The organism is Rhizobium sp. C4 (assembly GCF_021026315.1).
GTDB lineage: Bacteria > Pseudomonadota > Alphaproteobacteria > Rhizobiales > Rhizobiaceae > Ensifer_A.
The window spans coordinates 1-16,229 of sequence record NZ_JAJNCX010000020.1 but is presented as its reverse complement, the minus strand read 5'-3'; the positions used below and the strand labels follow the sequence as shown (position 1 = coordinate 16,229).

Here is a 16,229-nt window from a genome sequence, read left to right as displayed (position 1 = left end):
GTTTGTCAGGGAAAAGTGGAAACCGGTTTTCCCGAAAAGACAAACGAAAACAAAACAACATACGAGGGGCCGCGAGAGCCCCAACGCATTGTGGGAGGATGTCTTGGACATGAGTGTGGATGAGGGACAGGCAGCGGAAAAGCCGAGGTCGCTTCTGAAGGAGATCGACCTTCGGGCGGTCGCGCCCTTCGTGGCGCTGGCGCTGCTGCTGGTGCTCGGCGCGCTGACCAATCCGAATTTCATCGGCATCGACAATCTGGCGAATGTGGCAACCCGCAGCGCCTTTGTCGCGATCATTGCGGTCGGGGCGACCTTCGTCATCTCGTCGGGCGATCTCGATCTCTCGGTCGGCTCCATGCTCGCCTTTGTCGCGAGCCTGATGATCCTGTTCATGAATTCGGGCGCCATTGCCGATCCGCATCTCATGCTTGCCGCGGCTGTCGCCTTCGCCATCTTTGCAGGTGCTGCCTGCGGGTTGCTCAACGGGCTTGTCACCACGCTCGGCCGGATCGAGCCGTTCATTGCCACGCTCGGCACGATGGGCATCTATCGCGGCCTGACGACATGGCTCTCGCAGGGCGGGGCGATCACGCTGCGCTCGCCGGAGATCCAGAACATCTACCGCCCGGTCTATTTCGGCTCCTTCCTCGGCCTGCCGATCCCGATCGTCTGCATTCTCGTCGTCACGCTGATTGCCGCCTTCGTGCTCTATCGCACGCGCTATGGTCGGCATGTCGTGGCGGTCGGGTCCAATCGCGATGTGGCGCGCTATTCGGGCATTGCGGTCGATCGCGTGCGTACCATCGCCTTCATCATCCAGGGGCTATGTGTCGCCATTGCCGTGCTGCTTTACGTGCCGCGTCTCGGCTCGACGTCCGCCACGACCGGTATTCTCTGGGAACTGCAGGCGATCACGGCCGTCGTCGTTGGGGGCACTGCCCTCAAGGGCGGGGCGGGGCGCGTCTGGGGCACGATCTGCGGGGCCTTCATCCTCGAACTGGTCGGCAACATCATGCTGCTGTCCAACTTCATCAGCGAATATCTGATCGGTACCATCCAGGGCTCGATCATCATCATTGCGATGCTCGTCCAGCGGTCGCTGACGCGCAAATCGTGAAAGACGGGTCCGGTTATCAGGGGCGTCCGGACCTTGGGAGGAAAGACCCCTTCGACAGGGAGTGAGATATGTTGAAGAAAATGATCGGCACGGCGTTTCTCGCCGTTGCCATGGCCACTACTGCATCTTGGGCCGCCTATGCGGCAGACGTCAAGAAGACCATCGGCGTTTCCATTCCGGCCGCCGACCACGGCTGGACGGCGGGCGTCGTCTATCACGCCGAGCGCGTGGCGAAGATGGTGGAGAAGGAATATCCGGGCGCCAAGGTCATCGTGAAGACCTCGCCGGATGCGGCAAGCCAGGCCAACGCCATCCAGGATCTGGCCGTGCAGGGGCTCGATGCGCTCGTCATCCTGCCGACCGATCCGGATCCGCTGGTCAACGCCATCAAGCAGGTGAAGGACAAGGGCACGTTTGTGACCATCGTCGATCGTGCACCGAGCACGAATGACGATACGGTGCGCGACCTCTATGTCGCCGGCAACAATCCGGCGCTTGGCGAAGTCGCCGGCAAGTATATCAAGGACAATACGCCGGACGCGGAAGTCGTGGTCATCCGCGGGTTGCCGATCCCGATCGACCAGCAGCGCCAGGACGGTTTCGACAAGGGCATTGCCGGTTCCAAGGTCAAGGTTCTCGACCGCCAGTTCGGCAACTGGAGCCGCGACGACGCCTTCAAGGTGATGCAGGACTTCCTGACCAAGTACAAGAAGATCGACGTCGTGTGGTGCCAGGATGACGACATGACGGTGGGCGTGCTGCAGGCCATCGAACAGGCCAAGCGCACCGATATCAAATATGTCATCGGCGGCGCCGGCTCCAAGGACATGATCAAGAAGGTCATGGACGGCGACAAGATGATCCCGGTCGACGTGCTCTATCCGCCAGCAATGGTCGGCACGGCGCTGCAGCTGACGGCGTCCGCGCTGTACAGCCAGGTTCCGGTCAAGGGCACCTATACGCTGGATGCGACGCTCGTCACCAAGGAGAATGCGAAGAACTTCTACTTCCCGGATTCGCCTTACTAAGGGCCCGTCTTTTCAAGGCCGGGGATACCCGTTCCATATTGCTGTCTGCCCGGTTTTGCCGGGCAGACTTTTTTCAACAGGTGCGTTGCGGTTGGACGGTTGAAATCCGCCGCGATGTGCTTACTGTAACGTTGCAGTTCCTGTCGGGAGGACATGATGAAGACGATCAAGGGGCCGGGGCTTTTCCTGGCGCAGTTTGCTGGCGATGCAGCGCCGTTCAATTCCTGGAAATCCATCACCAAATGGGCGGCCGATTGCGGCTACAAGGGCGTGCAGGTTCCGACCTGGGACGGACGCCTGTTCGATCTCGAAAAGGCGGCGACCTCGCGGACCTATTGCGACGAGATTGTCGGCGTCGCGAAGGAAAACGGTGTGGTCATCACCGAGCTTTCGACCCATCTCCAGGGCCAGCTTGTCGCCACTCATCCGGCCTATGACGAAGCCTTTGACGGCTTTGCGGTCGACAATGTGAAGGGCAATCCCAAGGCCCGGCAGGAATGGGCAGTCGATCAGGTCAAGAAGGCGCTGACGGCATCCAAGAATCTCGGGCTGACCGAAATGGCGTCCTTTTCCGGCGCCCTCTGCTGGCCTTACGTTTATCCGTGGCCGCAGCGCCCGGCGGGTCTGGCCGAAACCGCGTTTGACGAGCTGGCGCGCCGCTGGCTGCCGATCCTCGACCATGCCGCCGAATGCGGCGTCGATGTCTGCTATGAGATCCATCCGGGTGAAGACCTCCACGATGGCGTCACATTCGAGATGTTCCTTGAGCGCGTGAAGAACCATACGCGCGCCAACATGCTCTACGACCCGTCGCATTATGTCCTGCAATGCCTGGACTATATCGACCACATCGACATCTATCACGAGCGGATCAAGATGTTCCACGTCAAGGATGCCGAGTTCAATCCGACCGGCCGTCAGGGCGTCTATGGCGGCTATCAGCCCTGGGTCAACCGGGCCGGGCGCTTCCGCTCGCCGGGCGACGGGCAGGTGGATTTCGGCGCGATCTTCTCCAAGCTGACGGCTTACGATTTCTCCGGCTGGGCGGTTGTCGAATGGGAATGCTGCCTGAAGCATCCGGAAGACGGCGCGCGCGAGGGTGCGGAATTCGTCAAGAACCACATCATCCGCGTCACCGAGAAGGCCTTTGACGATTTCGCCGGCGGCGGAACCGACGAGGCGGCCAATCGGCGCATGCTCGGTATCGCGTGAAGCAGAGATTAAGGGAGAGAAACATGGCCATCGAAGGCACGACGGAAACCCGTGCGCCGCGCATCCGGCTCGGCATGGTAGGCGGCGGCTCGGGCGCATTCATCGGCGCGGTGCATCGCATCGCAGCCCGCATCGACGATCATTACGAACTGGTGGCGGGGGCTTTGTCCTCGACGCCGGAACGGTCGAGACAGTCGGGCGCGGAACTGGGGCTTCACCCGTCCCGCATCTATGACGACTTCAAGTCCATGGCGATTCGTGAGGCGCGGCTGAAGGACGGGATCGAGGCGGTTGCCATCGTCACGCCAAACCACATGCACTATCCGGCGGCGATAGAGTTCCTGAAGCGCGGCATCCATGTCATCTGCGACAAGCCGCTGACCTCCAACCTTGCCGATGCCAAGAAGCTCGTGAAGGCGGCGGAGTCCTCCGATGCGCTTTTCATCCTGACGCATAACTATTCGGGCTATCCGATGGTGCGGCAGGCGCGCGAAATGGTGGCGCGGGGCGATCTCGGCGATATCCGTCTCGTGCAGATGGAATATCCGCAGGATTGGCTGGCCGAACCCGTAGAGCTGTCCGGGAGCAAGCAGGCGGAATGGCGCACTGACCCGGCGCGTTCCGGCGTTGGTGGCTCGACGGGCGATATTGGCACGCATGCCTATCAGCTCGGCTGCTTCATCTCCGGGCTTGAGCTCGATGAGCTGGCGGCGGATGTGCATACCTTCGTTCCAGGCCGTCAGCTCGACGACAATGCCCATGTCATGCTGCGCTTCAAAGGTGGCGCGAAGGGCATGCTCTGGTGCAGCCAGGTGGCCTCGGGCAATGAGAATGCGCTCAAGGTCCGGGTCTATGGTACCAAGGGCGGGCTCGAATGGGAGCAGGAGAACCCGAACTATCTCTGGTACACGCCGCTTGGCGAGCCGAAGCGTCTGCTGACGCGCGGCGGGGCAGGGGCCATGGATGTCGCGGCCCGCGTGTCGCGCACGCCGGGCGGTCATCCGGAAGGCTATCTCGAAGGCTTCGCGACGATCTATTCGGAAGCCGCGCGCGCCATTCAGGCAAAGCGCACGGGCACGGCGGTCGATCCGGCCGTGCTTTATCCGACGGTTGCCGACGGGCTGAAGGGCGTGACCTTTGTCACGGCCTGCATCAACTCGTCCAAGCGCAACGGCGCCTGGGTCAAGGTCTGACACCCATTCCCCGCCGTCCATTCAGGGCGGCGGGGTTTCCGTATCAAAATCCGAACGTCTGAAAGAACATCCCCATGGATCCCAAGGCCCTTGCATCGCGCTTCCCCGGCGACTTCATCTTCGGCGTCGCCACCGCCTCCTACCAGATCGAGGGCGCGACGAAGGAAGACGGACGCAAGCCCTGCATCTGGGATGCCTTCTCCAACATGCCGGGCCGGGTCTATGAGCGGCACAATGGCGACATCGCCTGCGACCACTATCACCGCTGGGAAGAGGATCTCGATCTCATCAAGGAGATGGGTGTTTCGGCCTATCGCTTCTCGATTGCCTGGCCGCGCATCGTGCCGGATGGCGTCGGGCCTATCAACGAGAAGGGGCTCGACTTCTACGACAAGCTGGTCGACGGCCTGCAGGCGCGCGGCATCAAGGCTTTCGCGACGCTCTATCACTGGGACCTGCCGCTGGCGCTGATGGGTGATGGCGGCTGGACGGCGCGCTCGACTTCGCATGCCTTCCAGCGCTATACGCAGACCGTCATCCGTCGCCTCGGCGACCGGCTGGATGCGGTGGCGACCTTCAACGAGCCGTGGTGCTCGGTGATCCTGTCGCATCTGCTCGGTATCCATGCGCCGGGCGAGCGCAACATGCAGGCCACGCTTTACGCGGCCCATTACACCAATCTCGCCCATGGTCTCGGCGTCGAGGCTGTCAGGGCGGAAGCGCCGAAGCTTCCGGTCGGCATTGTCTGCAATGCCATGTCGGTGGTGCCGGCCAGCGACAGCGAGGCTGACAAGGCGGCCGCCGCGCGGGCGGAGGACTTCCATAACGGCATCTTCTTTGGCCCGATCTTCAAGGGCGAATATCCGGCCGGCGTCGTCGAGGCGCTGGGGCCGCTAATGCCGAAGATCGAAGACGGCGACATGCAGACGATCTCGCAGAAGATCGACTGGTGGGGCCTCAACTACTACACGCCGGCCCGCATCGAGGATGCGCCGGAGGAGCCCTATCCGTCGCATCGGTCCGGTGCCTTCGTGAAGCCGGACAAGACGGATATCGGCTGGGAGATCGACAGCTCCGGCTTCATCGGCGTGGTGCGCACGCTCTACAAGACCTACGATCTGCCGGAATTCTACATCACGGAAAACGGCGCCTGCTACAATATGGGTGTCGGCGAAGATGGCGAGGTCGATGACCAGCCGCGTCTCGATTATTACGCCGATCACATTTCCGTCGCCGCCGACATGATCGCCGAAGGCTATCCGCTGCGGGGCTATTTCGCCTGGTCGCTCATGGATAATTTCGAATGGGCCGAAGGCTACCGGATGCGTTTCGGTCTGGTGCATGTCGATTATGACACGCAGGTCCGAACCGTTAAGAAAAGCGGTAAATGGTATCGGGAGCTCGCGGCCACCTTCCCGAAGGGCAATCATCTGCCAAGCACATGATTTCAAAAGAGGTTCTGTTAAACTCCAGGCTGTCTGGCCGGTGCGGATAGCTGGTAGAACACTACCATAATACCAAAATTTACAGGTGCTTTATCATTCGCTATTTTAAACCATTTCTGAACAGACGGCGGGTTACAAGGCTAACCTAGTCGGAGTTCTGAATGGCAGTTTCGGGCGAAAGCAGGATCGGGAGCAAGACGCTTCGCGCTCCCTTGATGGTATCGCTGGTACTTTTCGTTTTCGCCGCTGTCGCTGCGGGCGGGACGGTGCTGATCCTGACTGCCATGGACAAGATGGCTTTCCATGCCAACACTCTCGACACGCAGCGCGCCCAGCAGACGGCCTCCGGCGCGCTGGCCTCCTTCGAACAGCAAATGGCCTCCGCCACCAGCGACTACAGCGCCTGGGATGATGCTGCGAAGGCGGTCTATGTCGATCATGACCGCGAATGGATAGAAAAGAACTACGGCGTCTTCACCGGCGCGGGAACGCTGTTCGACACCTATTTCCTCGCGACCGCCACAGGTGAAACGGCCATGGCCTACAAGGAGGGCTCGCCCTTCTCGTCGCGCTTCGGCGACTATTTCGGCTCGTCGTTTGCAACGCTGCGGGCCGCACTTGAAGCCGACATGGCCCGCGGCATCTACCAGAAGACCGGCTTCGTGGAGACAGTCGACGGCGTCGCGGTCGTCGGTATCGCCGCTGTCCGATCCAGCCAGGGAAGCCTGACGGTTGCCAAGGAAAAGGCGATCTTTGTGATCTTCGCGCGGCATCTGAATGAGGCGGTGATCAACCAGCTCGCTCACAACTACATCATCGACGGTTTGCGACTGGTTCCGAAAGCTCCTGCGGACCGTCCCTTCGCGGCCGTGCGCAACAGCAAGGGCGATATTCTCGGCGCATTCGTCTGGGATCTCCGCGAACCCGGCACGCGCAGCTATCGGCAGGTGCTGCCCATGGTGGGCTGGGGTCTGATCGTGATCGGACTTGTCCTCCTCGGACTGCTGGCCTTCGGCATCGTCATCGTGCGCCGTCTGATGGCCGACGAGCGGGCCGCGCGGCAGCTCTCCAAGGAAGACCTTCTGAGCGGGCTACTCAATCGCGCGGGCCTCAATGACGCACTCGACGAGATCGAGGCGCAGGCGGCGATGGGCCGAAAGGATGCCGTCCTGATCTATCTCGACCTCGACCGGTTCAAGGATGTCAACGACGCCTATGGCCATACGGTCGGCGACCAGCTCATTCGGGGCGTCACGGCCGGGCTGAAGCACCTGTTGCCGAAGGGGGCCGCCTTCGCGCGCATTGGCGGCGACGAATTTGCCATTGCGCTCGTCTGTGACGACACCGAAGCCTGCTGCGCGGCCATCGAACAGGCCGTCATTGCCTTTTTCAGGGAGCCGCTGATCATCGCCGGACGCCTTGCTTCCGTCGGGGCCAGCATGGGCATTGCGGTTTCGCCGCAGGGCGTGCTGGGCAGCGCCGAGCTTTTGAGGCGGGCCGACATGGCCATGTATCGCGCCAAGGCAAGCCGCGCGGGTCGCGCTGTCTACTACCAGGCGTCGATGGACGAGGATCGCGAAGCGCGGATGACCATGGCCAACGACCTGCGCCAGGCGCTGGACCGTGACGCGCTGACGGTTGTCTACCAGCCGGTCTTCGACGCGCATACGCGCATCATCTGCGGTGTCGAGGCGCTGGTTCGCTGGAACCGCAATGGACATGGATTTGTCGCGCCCGACGTCTTCATTCCGATTGCAGAGGATAACGGGCTGATCGGCCGCATCGGAGAGTTTGTGATGCGACAGGCGCTGCTGGAGGCGGCGAACTGGCCGCGGATCAGCGTGGCGATCAACATTTCGCCGCTGCAGCTTCACGACGTTTCCTTCGTGTCGTCGACGGCGGCCATCATCGAAGAAACCGGGTTCCCGGCGGAGCGGGTCATCCTCGAACTGACGGAAGGCTTCTTCATCCGCAATCCCGACCGGGCGAAGCAATCCATGGCGCAGCTGCAGCGAAACGGTTTCCGGATCGCGCTCGACGATTTCGGCTCCGGCTTCTCGAGCGTCGGCTATCTGCGCGAATTCGGATTTGACCGCCTGAAGATCGACCGCTCGCTGATCAACGCGTTGGGCAAGACACCCAAGGCCGGCGACCTGCTGAAGGCCACAGTCGCGCTTGCCTCCTCCTTCGACATTCCGGTGACGGCCGAAGGCATCGAGACGCCCGCCCAGGCGGATTACGTGTCGGATTGCGGTTGCGACGAATTGCAGGGATTCTTCTTCTCGAAGCCCGTGAGCGCAGGCGAAATCTCCTGCCTGCTGGAAAAGGCCGGCTGGACGGCGTCGGTCGCCTGAAGCCCTGTCAGGCGATCCTGACCAGCTTCTGACCCGCGCGGCCGTCCTGCTGGCGTGCATCGAATTCCGCGCGTGCCTTCTGGATCAGCGTGTGGTTTCTGAACACCCAGGTACCAAGCGCCACGATCGGTTCTGCAAAGGACTGGCCGAGATCTGTCAGTTCATATTCGACGCTCGGCGGTACGGTGGTGAAGACCGTGCGGCGCACCACGCCGTCGCGTTCCAGAGCCCTGAGCGTCAGCGTCAGCATGCGCTGCGAGATGCCAACGACCTCCCGTTTGAGTTCGCTGAACCGCTTCGGACCTTCGCGCAGCATCATGATGATCAGCACACTCCATTTGTCGCCGAGGCGGGAGAGCATCTCGCTCACCGTCGGACATTTGGAGGGATCATAGCTGCGGCAGGCGTCGTTCTCTTTTTGTGACATGGTATTCATTTTGTGCCTACTTGAAGGATTTTTCAAGTTACATATGTAGGCATGGTTACGAATAATTACCAACCCTCCGGCCGGGCAAAGTCCCAAATGGCGCAACTGGCGGAGAATTGCAACATGAGGCACCCATATGCTGATCGATAAACTGAACTGGCGCTACGCCACCAAGAAGATGGACCCCGCGAAGGCCGTTCCCGAAGACAAGGTTGAGCGCATTCTCGAAGCGGCGCATCTGGCACCCACCTCGAGCGGCCTGCAGCCTTACGAGATCATCGTCGTGACGAACCCCGAAGTGCGCGCGAAAATCCGCGACGCCGCGAACGGCCAGGCGCAGATCACCGAAGGTTCGCACCTGCTGGTCTTCGCTGCTTGGGACAACTACACCGCCGAGCGGATCAACAAGGTTTTCGACCAGGTCAACGCCGAACGCGGTTTCACCAACGAAGGTTGGGAAAACTATCGCAAGATGCTGCTCGGTCTCTATACGCCGCGCGAAGCCCAGGTGAACTATGAGCATGCTGCCCGCCAGGCCTATATCGGCTTCGGCCTTGCCATTACGGCTGCTGCCTTCGAAGGCGTCGACGCCACCCCGATGGAAGGCTTCGACCCGGCCAAGGTTGACGAAATCCTCGGTCTCAAGGCGCGCGGCCTGCGTTCCGTCACGCTTCTGCCGCTTGGCTATCGCCAGGCCGACGCTGACTGGCTGGTCAACCTGAAGAAGGTTCGCCGTCCGAAGGACGAGTTCATCTCCAAGGTCGCCTGATCTTTCGATGACCCTCGAAAGCCCGCTCGCGCCGAAAGGTGCGGGCGGGTTTTTTGTTGAGCAGCGCTGGAAGGTGATGTGCCGAATGCGTTGTTCGCAGAGCCCCTCATCTGCCTGCCGGCATCTTCTCCCCTCGGGGAGAAGATGTTTTGCCGCAGCGTTGCTCGCATCCTCGCCCCATCGGGGGGCGTTCCGCCGCGCGTCAGCGGAGGCGGGGTGAGGGGCGCCTGGAATGCGGAGATCAACTGTCTCCGTTGGACGGTCTCAGCCCTGCGGGGCCAGATGCTTCTCGCCGCGCTTCTTCGCGAGCTTCATCTGAAGCTGGCGCTGGCGGAAGCGTTCGCGGTCTTCCTCGGTGCGGTCATTGTAGCAATGCGGGCAGGAGACGCCTTCCTCGAAGAGCGGTGAGGTCATGTCCTCGGCCTTCAGCGGGAAGCGGCAGGCGCGGCAGAGCTTGTACTCGCCTTCTTCCAGACCGTGGCCGACGCCGACGCGTTCGTCGAAGACGAAGCAATCGCCTTCCCAGAGGCTTTCCTCGGCCGGGACGTTTTCCAGATATTTGAGGATGCCGCCCTTGAGGTGATAGACCTCCTCAAAGCCGAGCTGCTTCATGAAGGCGGTCGACTTTTCGCAGCGGATGCCGCCGGTGCAGTACATGGCAATCTTCGGCTTGTTGTGCAGGCCGGGATTGTTGCGCACCCAGTCGGGGAACTCGCGGAAGGTCTTGATGTTCGGATCGACCGCGCCCTTGAAGATGCCGATGGCGGTCTCGTAGTCGTTGCGCGTGTCGATGACGATGGTCTCCGGGTCGGAGATCAGCGCGTTCCAGTCCTTCGCGTCCACATAGGTGCCGACGATCTGTGTGGGGTCGATATCCTCGACGCCCATCGTCACGATTTCCTTCTTCAGCCGCACCTTCATGCGCAGAAAGGGCTTCTTCGAGGCGTGGCTTTCCTTGTGTTCCAGATTGCGGAACTCGGGCCGCGACCGGATGAAGGCAAGGATGTTGGCAATACCTTCGGCAGGACCCGCAATCGTGCCGTTGATGCCTTCGCGCGCGATCAGCAGCGAGCCGCAGATGTCATTCTCGCGGCAAGCTTCCAGCAGCGGCTCCCGGAAGGACTTGTAATCCGGGAAGTCGGCGAAGTGATAAAGGGCGGCAACGGTATAGGCGCCGTCGGCTTCGGCTTTGTGATCTGTGATGTCGGTCATGGCGCGGAAATACTCCCGTCTGCCGAAAAACTCAATTGTTTCGCTTGGCCGGATTGTCCTCAGGGGCTGACAATCGTCAAGGCTTTCTCACTTTTTTGCTGAGGACGCCATTTTCCAGAGCGCCTCGAAGCGGTGCTCGTCGCGCTTGGCGCTTTCCTCGTAGAGGCGCCCGGCGATCTCCATCGCCTCGTGACGCAGGGCCGAACGGCGCTCCATGATCAGCTCGGCCAGCCTGTCGCGGTCGGCGATGGCGCCGAAGAGATGCGGCTCGGAATGCATGAGGATGTTGAGCACTTCCATATCGTGCTCATGGCCGAGGATTTCCGTCAGCGACTTGGCTTCCGCAGCCTCTGCCGCCAGCGCGAAAGGCCAGGCGGGGCTCAGAAAGGCGGCCTGGAAAACTGTCGCCTGCGCGCATTTGCGCAAATCGTGAAAGGCCTCCGGCTCGCCGCCATGATGGCAGACCTTGAGCGTTGCCTGCGCCCTGCGCCGATTTTCCGCGCGGCCTTCGGCGAGAATGGAGGCCGCGCGGCCCTCATGGCCGAAATCGGCGCTCCGGATCTCCGCGATCGCCTTTCGGCAACTGGCAATGACCGGCGCGATCAGCCGTTCCGCCGCCGGGGCCTCGACCGCCAGAAGCTCGCGTCGGCGCTCGACGGCTTCGATCAGCGCCACCGCCATGTCGCCGACCTGGCGACCGGCGAGGTAGGGCGCGAGCGTGCGCGCACATTCGACCAGCGCGGCGGCGTCGCGAAACTCGCTCAGGCTGCGCGCGGCTTCGGAGAGCGCCTTGCGTATCGGCTTGAACTGCTTGGGATGGACATGTTCGACAAGGCGGATGAGGGCGCGGACGCGTTTCAGGTGCTTGCGCGCCTGATGCACCGCGCTGTCGAAGCCCAGCCGCTGCTCATCCAGCTCGGCAATCGCCGCATCGAGATGATGGCGGGCAAGGTCGGGAACGGACCGCGAGAGCGGATGGCGGGGATCAAGCTTCGGCATAGGCGTCTGCCGGCAAGCCCGAAAGCGCCAGCGCCTGGTTGGAATAGGCAGGATTGCCGGTCAGCTCCGAGCCGATCCATTCCGGGATTTCAGGCGTTTCCTTTTCGGATTTCATCTCGACTTCGGCGACGATCAGACCATCGAGCGCGCCGGAATAGACATCGACTTCCCAGACATGCTTGGCGACCTTGACCTTGTAGCGGGTCTTTTCGATGAGATTGCCGAGCTTGAGCTGGAAAAGCGGCAGCGCCTCGTCCACCGGCACGTCGAATTCGAATTCGTCGCGGGTCAGGCCATGGCCGCCGGCCTTGATCGTCAGCGTCGCCTTGCGATTGTCGCGGACCCGGACGCGCATGTTGCGGCCGTCCATGGCAAGGATATAGGCCTGGCGGATACGGGACCCCTTGTCGGCCCCGGATTTCCACCGATCGTCGCGTACCAGAAACTTCCGCTCGATTTCCTTGGCCATACGATCAGTATCCTTTTCACCTGTCGCGGTCGGCCCTGTTATAGGCTAACGCACTGGTAAAGCTCAAGCCATGTTCGGCAATATATGCGCGACAGACTGGCTCAGGGCGGCGCGGCGCGCGTTGATGGAGCGCAAGAGGTCTCGCGTCGCATGTTGACGAATTTGCAATCGTGTACAATCCTGGGTGGATATAGGCCGCCGAGAGAGATGCGATGGCGAAGAAGTTTCCGGTGAAAATTCAGGCGGCCCCCAAGGTCGGCAGTCTCTATTGGTGCGGGCTTCATCCCGAAGATCAAATCCACATTCCGGAATTTTGGAAGAAACGGCCGGTTGTGGTCATTTCCCGCAAGAATACGCTGCACGGGAAGGTGATTGTGCTGCCGATCACGACGGATGAAGACAACGCGCTTTATGAGCACAGCATCGAACTCTCGACGAGCGTCACGGAGAAAATAAACGGAAAGCGCTGCTGGGTCGTCTGCGATCATCCCATGACCGTGGCAACATCAAGGCTTGACTTCATCCATAGAAACCCACCGAGGATTGAGCAGTCCGAACTCTCCGGGATATTGTTGAAATGTCACTCCATGATTGCCGGCTGGTCGGCATCATAGGTCTTTGAATTCAGGCTCGAACGTTGACAAAATGGGCCGCCTGAACTATCTCTTGGTTCATAAGCGGGTCCGAAAGGTCACCGTCTCCCGAAAGGGACATATAAGCGAAGCCGCCCCTCAAAAGGCGGCTTTCGTCCTTTCTGGTTTGCCCCAATCTTGAGCGCTGCCGATCGAAATAGCCTCGACAGAACGCGCCACATTCGCTAACTAGTCGAGAACTTCAATCGGTTTAAATGAGGCGATCATCATGTCGGCGAAGACGGAAAAGCTGCTTTCGGTCCTGAAGCTCCAGCCGGTCGTTCCGGTGCTGATCATCGAGGATGTGGCGCATGCCGTGCCTCTGGCGCGCGCGCTGGTCGCGGGTGGCCTGAAGGCGATCGAAATCACCATGCGTACGCCGGCTGCCCTTGATGCGATCCGGGCCGTTGCCAACGAGGTCGAAGGTGCGGTGGCTGGTGCCGGCACGATCCTCAATGCCAAGCACTTCGAGCAGGCCGTTGCCGCCGGTTCGCAGTTCATCGTCAGCCCCGGCTCGACGCGCGGGCTCTTGGATGCGGCGCGCGACAGCGACATTCCGCTTCTGCCGGGCGCCGTCACCTCCAGCGAGATCATGGCGCTGAAGGAAGAGGGCTATGACGTGCTGAAATTCTTCCCCGCCGAACAGGCCGGTGGCGCCAACTACATCAAGTCGCTTTCCTCGCCCTTTGCCGGCACGTTCTTCTGCCCGACGGGCGGCATTTCGCTGAAGAATGCCAAGGATTACCTCAGCCTGCCGAACATCGTCTGCGTCGGCGGTTCCTGGGTTGCGCCGAAGGAGCTGGTTGCGGCCGGCGACTGGGCGGGCATCACCAGGCTTGCGGCGGAAGCGGCGGCACTGAGGGGCTGATCCTCACTCAGATTTGAAATTGCGTGTCACGACACCTATCTCCGTTTCGGAAACGAGACGGAGAACGACATGTTTGACGCCAAGAAACTATTGGAACAATTTCTCGGAAGCCAGGTGCCGGGAGCGGGCAAGTCCGTCGGCGGCACGGCGCAGAGCGCGCTCGATATGGCGCGGCGCAATCCGCTGGCGGCCGGCGCCATTGCCGGGCTGCTGCTCGGCACCAAGACCGGACGAACGCTTTCGACATCGGCGCTGAAGGTGGGTGGGCTCGCGGCAATCGCCGGGCTCGGCTATCAGGCCTACAAGAATTATCAGGCCGGCAAGTCGCCGGAGCAGGCCATTCCGCAGGTGACATCCGACAGCCCGCTGGCGCTGCCGCCCCCGCAATCACCCTTCCACCCGGATTCCGTGGACAATGACCAAGCCTTCGCGCTGGTTCTTGTGCGGGCGATGATTTCCGCCGCGCGGGCTGATGGGCATATCGACGATCTCGAGCGTGCGCGCATCACCGGCAAGATTTCCGCCACTGGCATCGACCGGGATGCGGAAGCCTTTCTGGAAAGCGAGCTTTCGCGCCCTGCCGATCTCGACAGCCTCGTTTCGGCGGCCGTCACGGAGGAGCAGAAGGTGGAACTTTACACCGCTTCGCGCCTGGCCATCGAGCCCGATACGCGGGCGGAGCGCGGCTATCTCGATCTTCTCGCCGGCCGGCTGCAATTGCCGGATGCGCTCATCGATCATATCGACGTCGCGGTGACGTCGGCGAAGAACTGAGATTGGACGATGCCGGGGCGGCACCGCTCCGGCGCTTTTCCTGCGTCAAAGCAAGCCTGCACGGGCTCAAGAAATTCGTTGTGCGGTGCTGACCGTTATGCTCCATTGCGGCTTCATCAAACTGAGCATGCGGATATCGGACTTGAAATGATCGACCTTGCAGACTGGACGCCGCGCCCTGCGCCTGCCGCCGTGACACTTCATGGGCGCTATGTCACCATTGTCCCGTATGAGCGCGCAAGCCATGGCGAAGCGCTCTTTGCTGCCTTGGGTGGAGCCGGCGAGATCAACGACCTGCTCGCCTATTTCGCCTGTCCGGATTTCCATTCGGCGGCCGAGTTCATGGACTGGCTGGATGCGGTGGCGAAAGCCGGCTGGCTGACGGAAGTCTTTGTCGACAACACGACCGGCAAGGTCGTGGGAATGGCAAACTACATGCGCGCCGACCCGGCCAATGGGGTGGTCGAAGTGGGCGGCGTGGCGCATGGCAAGGCCATGGCGGGCACGCGGCTTTCCACCGAGGCGCATTACCTGATGGCCAAGCACGTCTTCGAAAATCTCGGCTATCGCCGCTATGAGTGGAAGTGTCACAATGGCAATGCCGCGAGCAAACGCGCGGCTGAGCGCCTGGGTTTCCAGTTCGAGGGCGTGTTCCGCCAGCACATCATCTCGCGCGGCAAGAACCGCGACACGGCCTGGTATTCGATGATCGACGCCGAATGGCGGGCTCTCAACGAAGCCTTCGAGACCTGGCTCGCCACCGACAATTTCGATCCCCACGGCCAGCAGATCCGCTCGCTGCAACAAATCCGCTCCGACCTCGCCGAGGACATCTGACATGGCCGGCGACAACCAGAACCGCCAATCCGCCATCGCAGCGGCGATCTTCCTGCTGGTGGCGGGGCTGGCGCTCTATTTCATGCCCAACATCGTGCTCTGGATCGGCGGATTTTCACCGATTCTGGCGGTGATTGTCGGCGTGGCGGTGATCGGCGCGTTTTTCGGGGTGTTGTGGGTGCGGTCGCGGTATCAGAAGCGGTGACACAAGACCGGAGCAGAGCTTTCCCTTAACTCGCCGTTGAAGCTCTCACCATCCGATGACGTATTTCTGATATTGATTACGCCATTGCCGTCCATGATGGGAAACTGGGATGACAGCTCTTCTTGGCCGCATATGGGGAAGAGCGATGCGCGCAGCCCGTTGGCACATTCCCTTTGTGTCGCGGGAGGATATTCTAGGCAGCGCCACCGCTGCTGCCCTGCTCGTCATCGCAGCCGTTGCCGCGATTTACGGCTTTAAGACCTATTCCAATTTCGGCTTTGATAGAAACTGGGACTGCATGGACCCTGGGCACGGAGAGCCGGTGTGTGTCAAAAAGATCCCGGGCAGCTAGGCGAGCCTTCAGAGAAATGTCGATTTTCCAAGGAAAAAATGATGGTCGCCAGACAAGATGAGGCTCTTTTTCATTGTTTTTATTTGCAAATTTCCGATTTCCGTCATTCTCCATGAGATTCTTCGCCACATAAGTTGAGAGTCAGGCGCCGTTTCGCCACATGAGGTGAGACTCTCGTTTTTGCGTGTGTACTTACGAAATTATCTTACAAGTAGTGACCTGCCACTGAACTTTCATCCGGCTGCGATTAGAGCCTCGGCGGTTTTTGATACGCCAAATGGCGCGGCTTGAGCAACCGGCGGAAACGCGTAGCTTTCACATTGCGCAGCGTTGGAG

Annotated in this window: 17 protein-coding genes; 13 read left to right on the top strand and 4 right to left on the bottom strand. The window is 61.1% G+C overall.

What is annotated here, in order from left to right; genetic code table 11:
- Nucleotides 1-109: 109 nt before the first annotated feature.
- The 6 genes from LQK84_RS23175 to LQK84_RS23150 all read left to right on the top strand — a co-directional run bounded on the left by LQK84_RS23175 (nucleotide 110) and on the right by LQK84_RS23150 (nucleotide 8,349).
- Complete coding sequence (locus LQK84_RS23175) at nucleotides 110-1,117, top strand: ABC transporter permease (protein WP_230831172.1); 1,008 nt, start codon at nucleotides 110-112, stop codon at nucleotides 1,115-1,117.
- Nucleotides 1,118-1,185: 68 nt separating this feature from the next.
- The gene (locus tag LQK84_RS23170; RefSeq protein WP_230831171.1) at nucleotides 1,186-2,145 is read left to right on the top strand and encodes a substrate-binding domain-containing protein; all 960 of its coding nucleotides are present in this window, start codon (nucleotides 1,186-1,188) and stop codon (nucleotides 2,143-2,145) included.
- A gap of 156 nt (nucleotides 2,146-2,301) precedes the next feature.
- Nucleotides 2,302-3,357 carry a sugar phosphate isomerase/epimerase family protein gene (locus LQK84_RS23165; RefSeq protein WP_230831191.1) on the top strand — a complete coding sequence of 352 codons (1,056 nt, stop codon included), beginning with the start codon at nucleotides 2,302-2,304 and terminating at the stop codon, nucleotides 3,355-3,357.
- 23 nt (nucleotides 3,358-3,380) lie between these two features.
- A complete protein-coding gene (locus LQK84_RS23160; protein ID WP_230831170.1) occupies nucleotides 3,381-4,550 on the top strand; it encodes a Gfo/Idh/MocA family protein in 1,170 nt (389 codons plus the stop codon).
- 74 nt (nucleotides 4,551-4,624) lie between these two features.
- Nucleotides 4,625-5,995, top strand: coding sequence for a GH1 family beta-glucosidase (locus tag LQK84_RS23155; protein WP_230831169.1), 1,371 nt, complete (start codon nucleotides 4,625-4,627; stop codon nucleotides 5,993-5,995).
- A gap of 161 nt (nucleotides 5,996-6,156) precedes the next feature.
- On the top strand, nucleotides 6,157-8,349 hold the full coding sequence (locus tag LQK84_RS23150) for a putative bifunctional diguanylate cyclase/phosphodiesterase (RefSeq protein ID WP_230831168.1): 2,193 nt from the start codon (nucleotides 6,157-6,159) through the stop codon (nucleotides 8,347-8,349).
- Between the two features lie 7 nt (nucleotides 8,350-8,356).
- On the opposite strand, the gene LQK84_RS23145 is transcribed toward LQK84_RS23150, so the two are convergent.
- Nucleotides 8,357-8,776, bottom strand: coding sequence for a winged helix-turn-helix transcriptional regulator (locus tag LQK84_RS23145; protein ID WP_230831167.1), 420 nt, complete (start codon nucleotides 8,774-8,776; stop codon nucleotides 8,357-8,359).
- A gap of 136 nt (nucleotides 8,777-8,912) precedes the next feature.
- On the opposite strand from LQK84_RS23145, the gene LQK84_RS23140 reads away from it, so the two are divergent.
- Nucleotides 8,913-9,545 (top strand): NAD(P)H-dependent oxidoreductase, encoded by a 633-nt coding sequence (locus LQK84_RS23140; RefSeq protein WP_230831166.1) that lies wholly within the window; start codon nucleotides 8,913-8,915, stop codon nucleotides 9,543-9,545.
- Nucleotides 9,546-9,809: 264 nt separating this feature from the next.
- Here LQK84_RS23140 and trhO read toward each other — a convergent pair whose 3' ends face one another.
- From trhO to LQK84_RS23125, 3 genes are all read right to left on the bottom strand, one after another.
- Nucleotides 9,810-10,757 carry an oxygen-dependent tRNA uridine(34) hydroxylase TrhO gene (trhO, locus tag LQK84_RS23135; RefSeq protein WP_230831165.1) on the bottom strand — a complete coding sequence of 316 codons (948 nt, stop codon included), beginning with the start codon at nucleotides 10,755-10,757 and terminating at the stop codon, nucleotides 9,810-9,812.
- Nucleotides 10,758-10,844: 87 nt separating this feature from the next.
- Nucleotides 10,845-11,756, bottom strand: coding sequence for a CHAD domain-containing protein (locus LQK84_RS23130; protein ID WP_230831164.1), 912 nt, complete (start codon nucleotides 11,754-11,756; stop codon nucleotides 10,845-10,847).
- The gene (locus LQK84_RS23125; protein ID WP_230831163.1) at nucleotides 11,743-12,225 is read right to left on the bottom strand and encodes a CYTH domain-containing protein; all 483 of its coding nucleotides are present in this window, start codon (nucleotides 12,223-12,225) and stop codon (nucleotides 11,743-11,745) included. The genes LQK84_RS23130 and LQK84_RS23125 overlap by 14 nt, the downstream gene beginning before the upstream one ends.
- A 212-nt stretch (nucleotides 12,226-12,437) precedes the next feature.
- Here LQK84_RS23125 and LQK84_RS23120 point away from each other — a divergent pair, with 212 nt between their 5' ends.
- From LQK84_RS23120 to LQK84_RS23095, 6 genes are all read left to right on the top strand, one after another.
- Nucleotides 12,438-12,839 carry a type II toxin-antitoxin system PemK/MazF family toxin gene (locus tag LQK84_RS23120; RefSeq protein ID WP_230831162.1) on the top strand — a complete coding sequence of 134 codons (402 nt, stop codon included), beginning with the start codon at nucleotides 12,438-12,440 and terminating at the stop codon, nucleotides 12,837-12,839.
- Nucleotides 12,840-13,086: 247 nt separating this feature from the next.
- Entirely contained in the window at nucleotides 13,087-13,725 is a 639-nt protein-coding gene (locus LQK84_RS23115) for a 2-dehydro-3-deoxy-phosphogluconate aldolase (RefSeq protein WP_230831161.1), read from the top strand.
- Nucleotides 13,726-13,794: 69 nt separating this feature from the next.
- Complete coding sequence (locus tag LQK84_RS23110) at nucleotides 13,795-14,499, top strand: tellurite resistance TerB family protein (RefSeq protein WP_230831160.1); 705 nt, start codon at nucleotides 13,795-13,797, stop codon at nucleotides 14,497-14,499.
- A gap of 147 nt (nucleotides 14,500-14,646) precedes the next feature.
- The gene (locus LQK84_RS23105; RefSeq protein WP_230831159.1) at nucleotides 14,647-15,336 is read left to right on the top strand and encodes a GNAT family N-acetyltransferase; all 690 of its coding nucleotides are present in this window, start codon (nucleotides 14,647-14,649) and stop codon (nucleotides 15,334-15,336) included.
- A 1-nt stretch (nucleotide 15,337) separates the two neighbouring features.
- Nucleotides 15,338-15,541 (top strand): hypothetical protein, encoded by a 204-nt coding sequence (locus tag LQK84_RS23100; RefSeq protein WP_230831158.1) that lies wholly within the window; start codon nucleotides 15,338-15,340, stop codon nucleotides 15,539-15,541.
- Nucleotides 15,542-15,650: 109 nt separating this feature from the next.
- Entirely contained in the window at nucleotides 15,651-15,893 is a 243-nt protein-coding gene (locus LQK84_RS23095; protein WP_230831157.1) for a hypothetical protein, read from the top strand.
- Nucleotides 15,894-16,229: the final 336 nt, after the last annotated feature.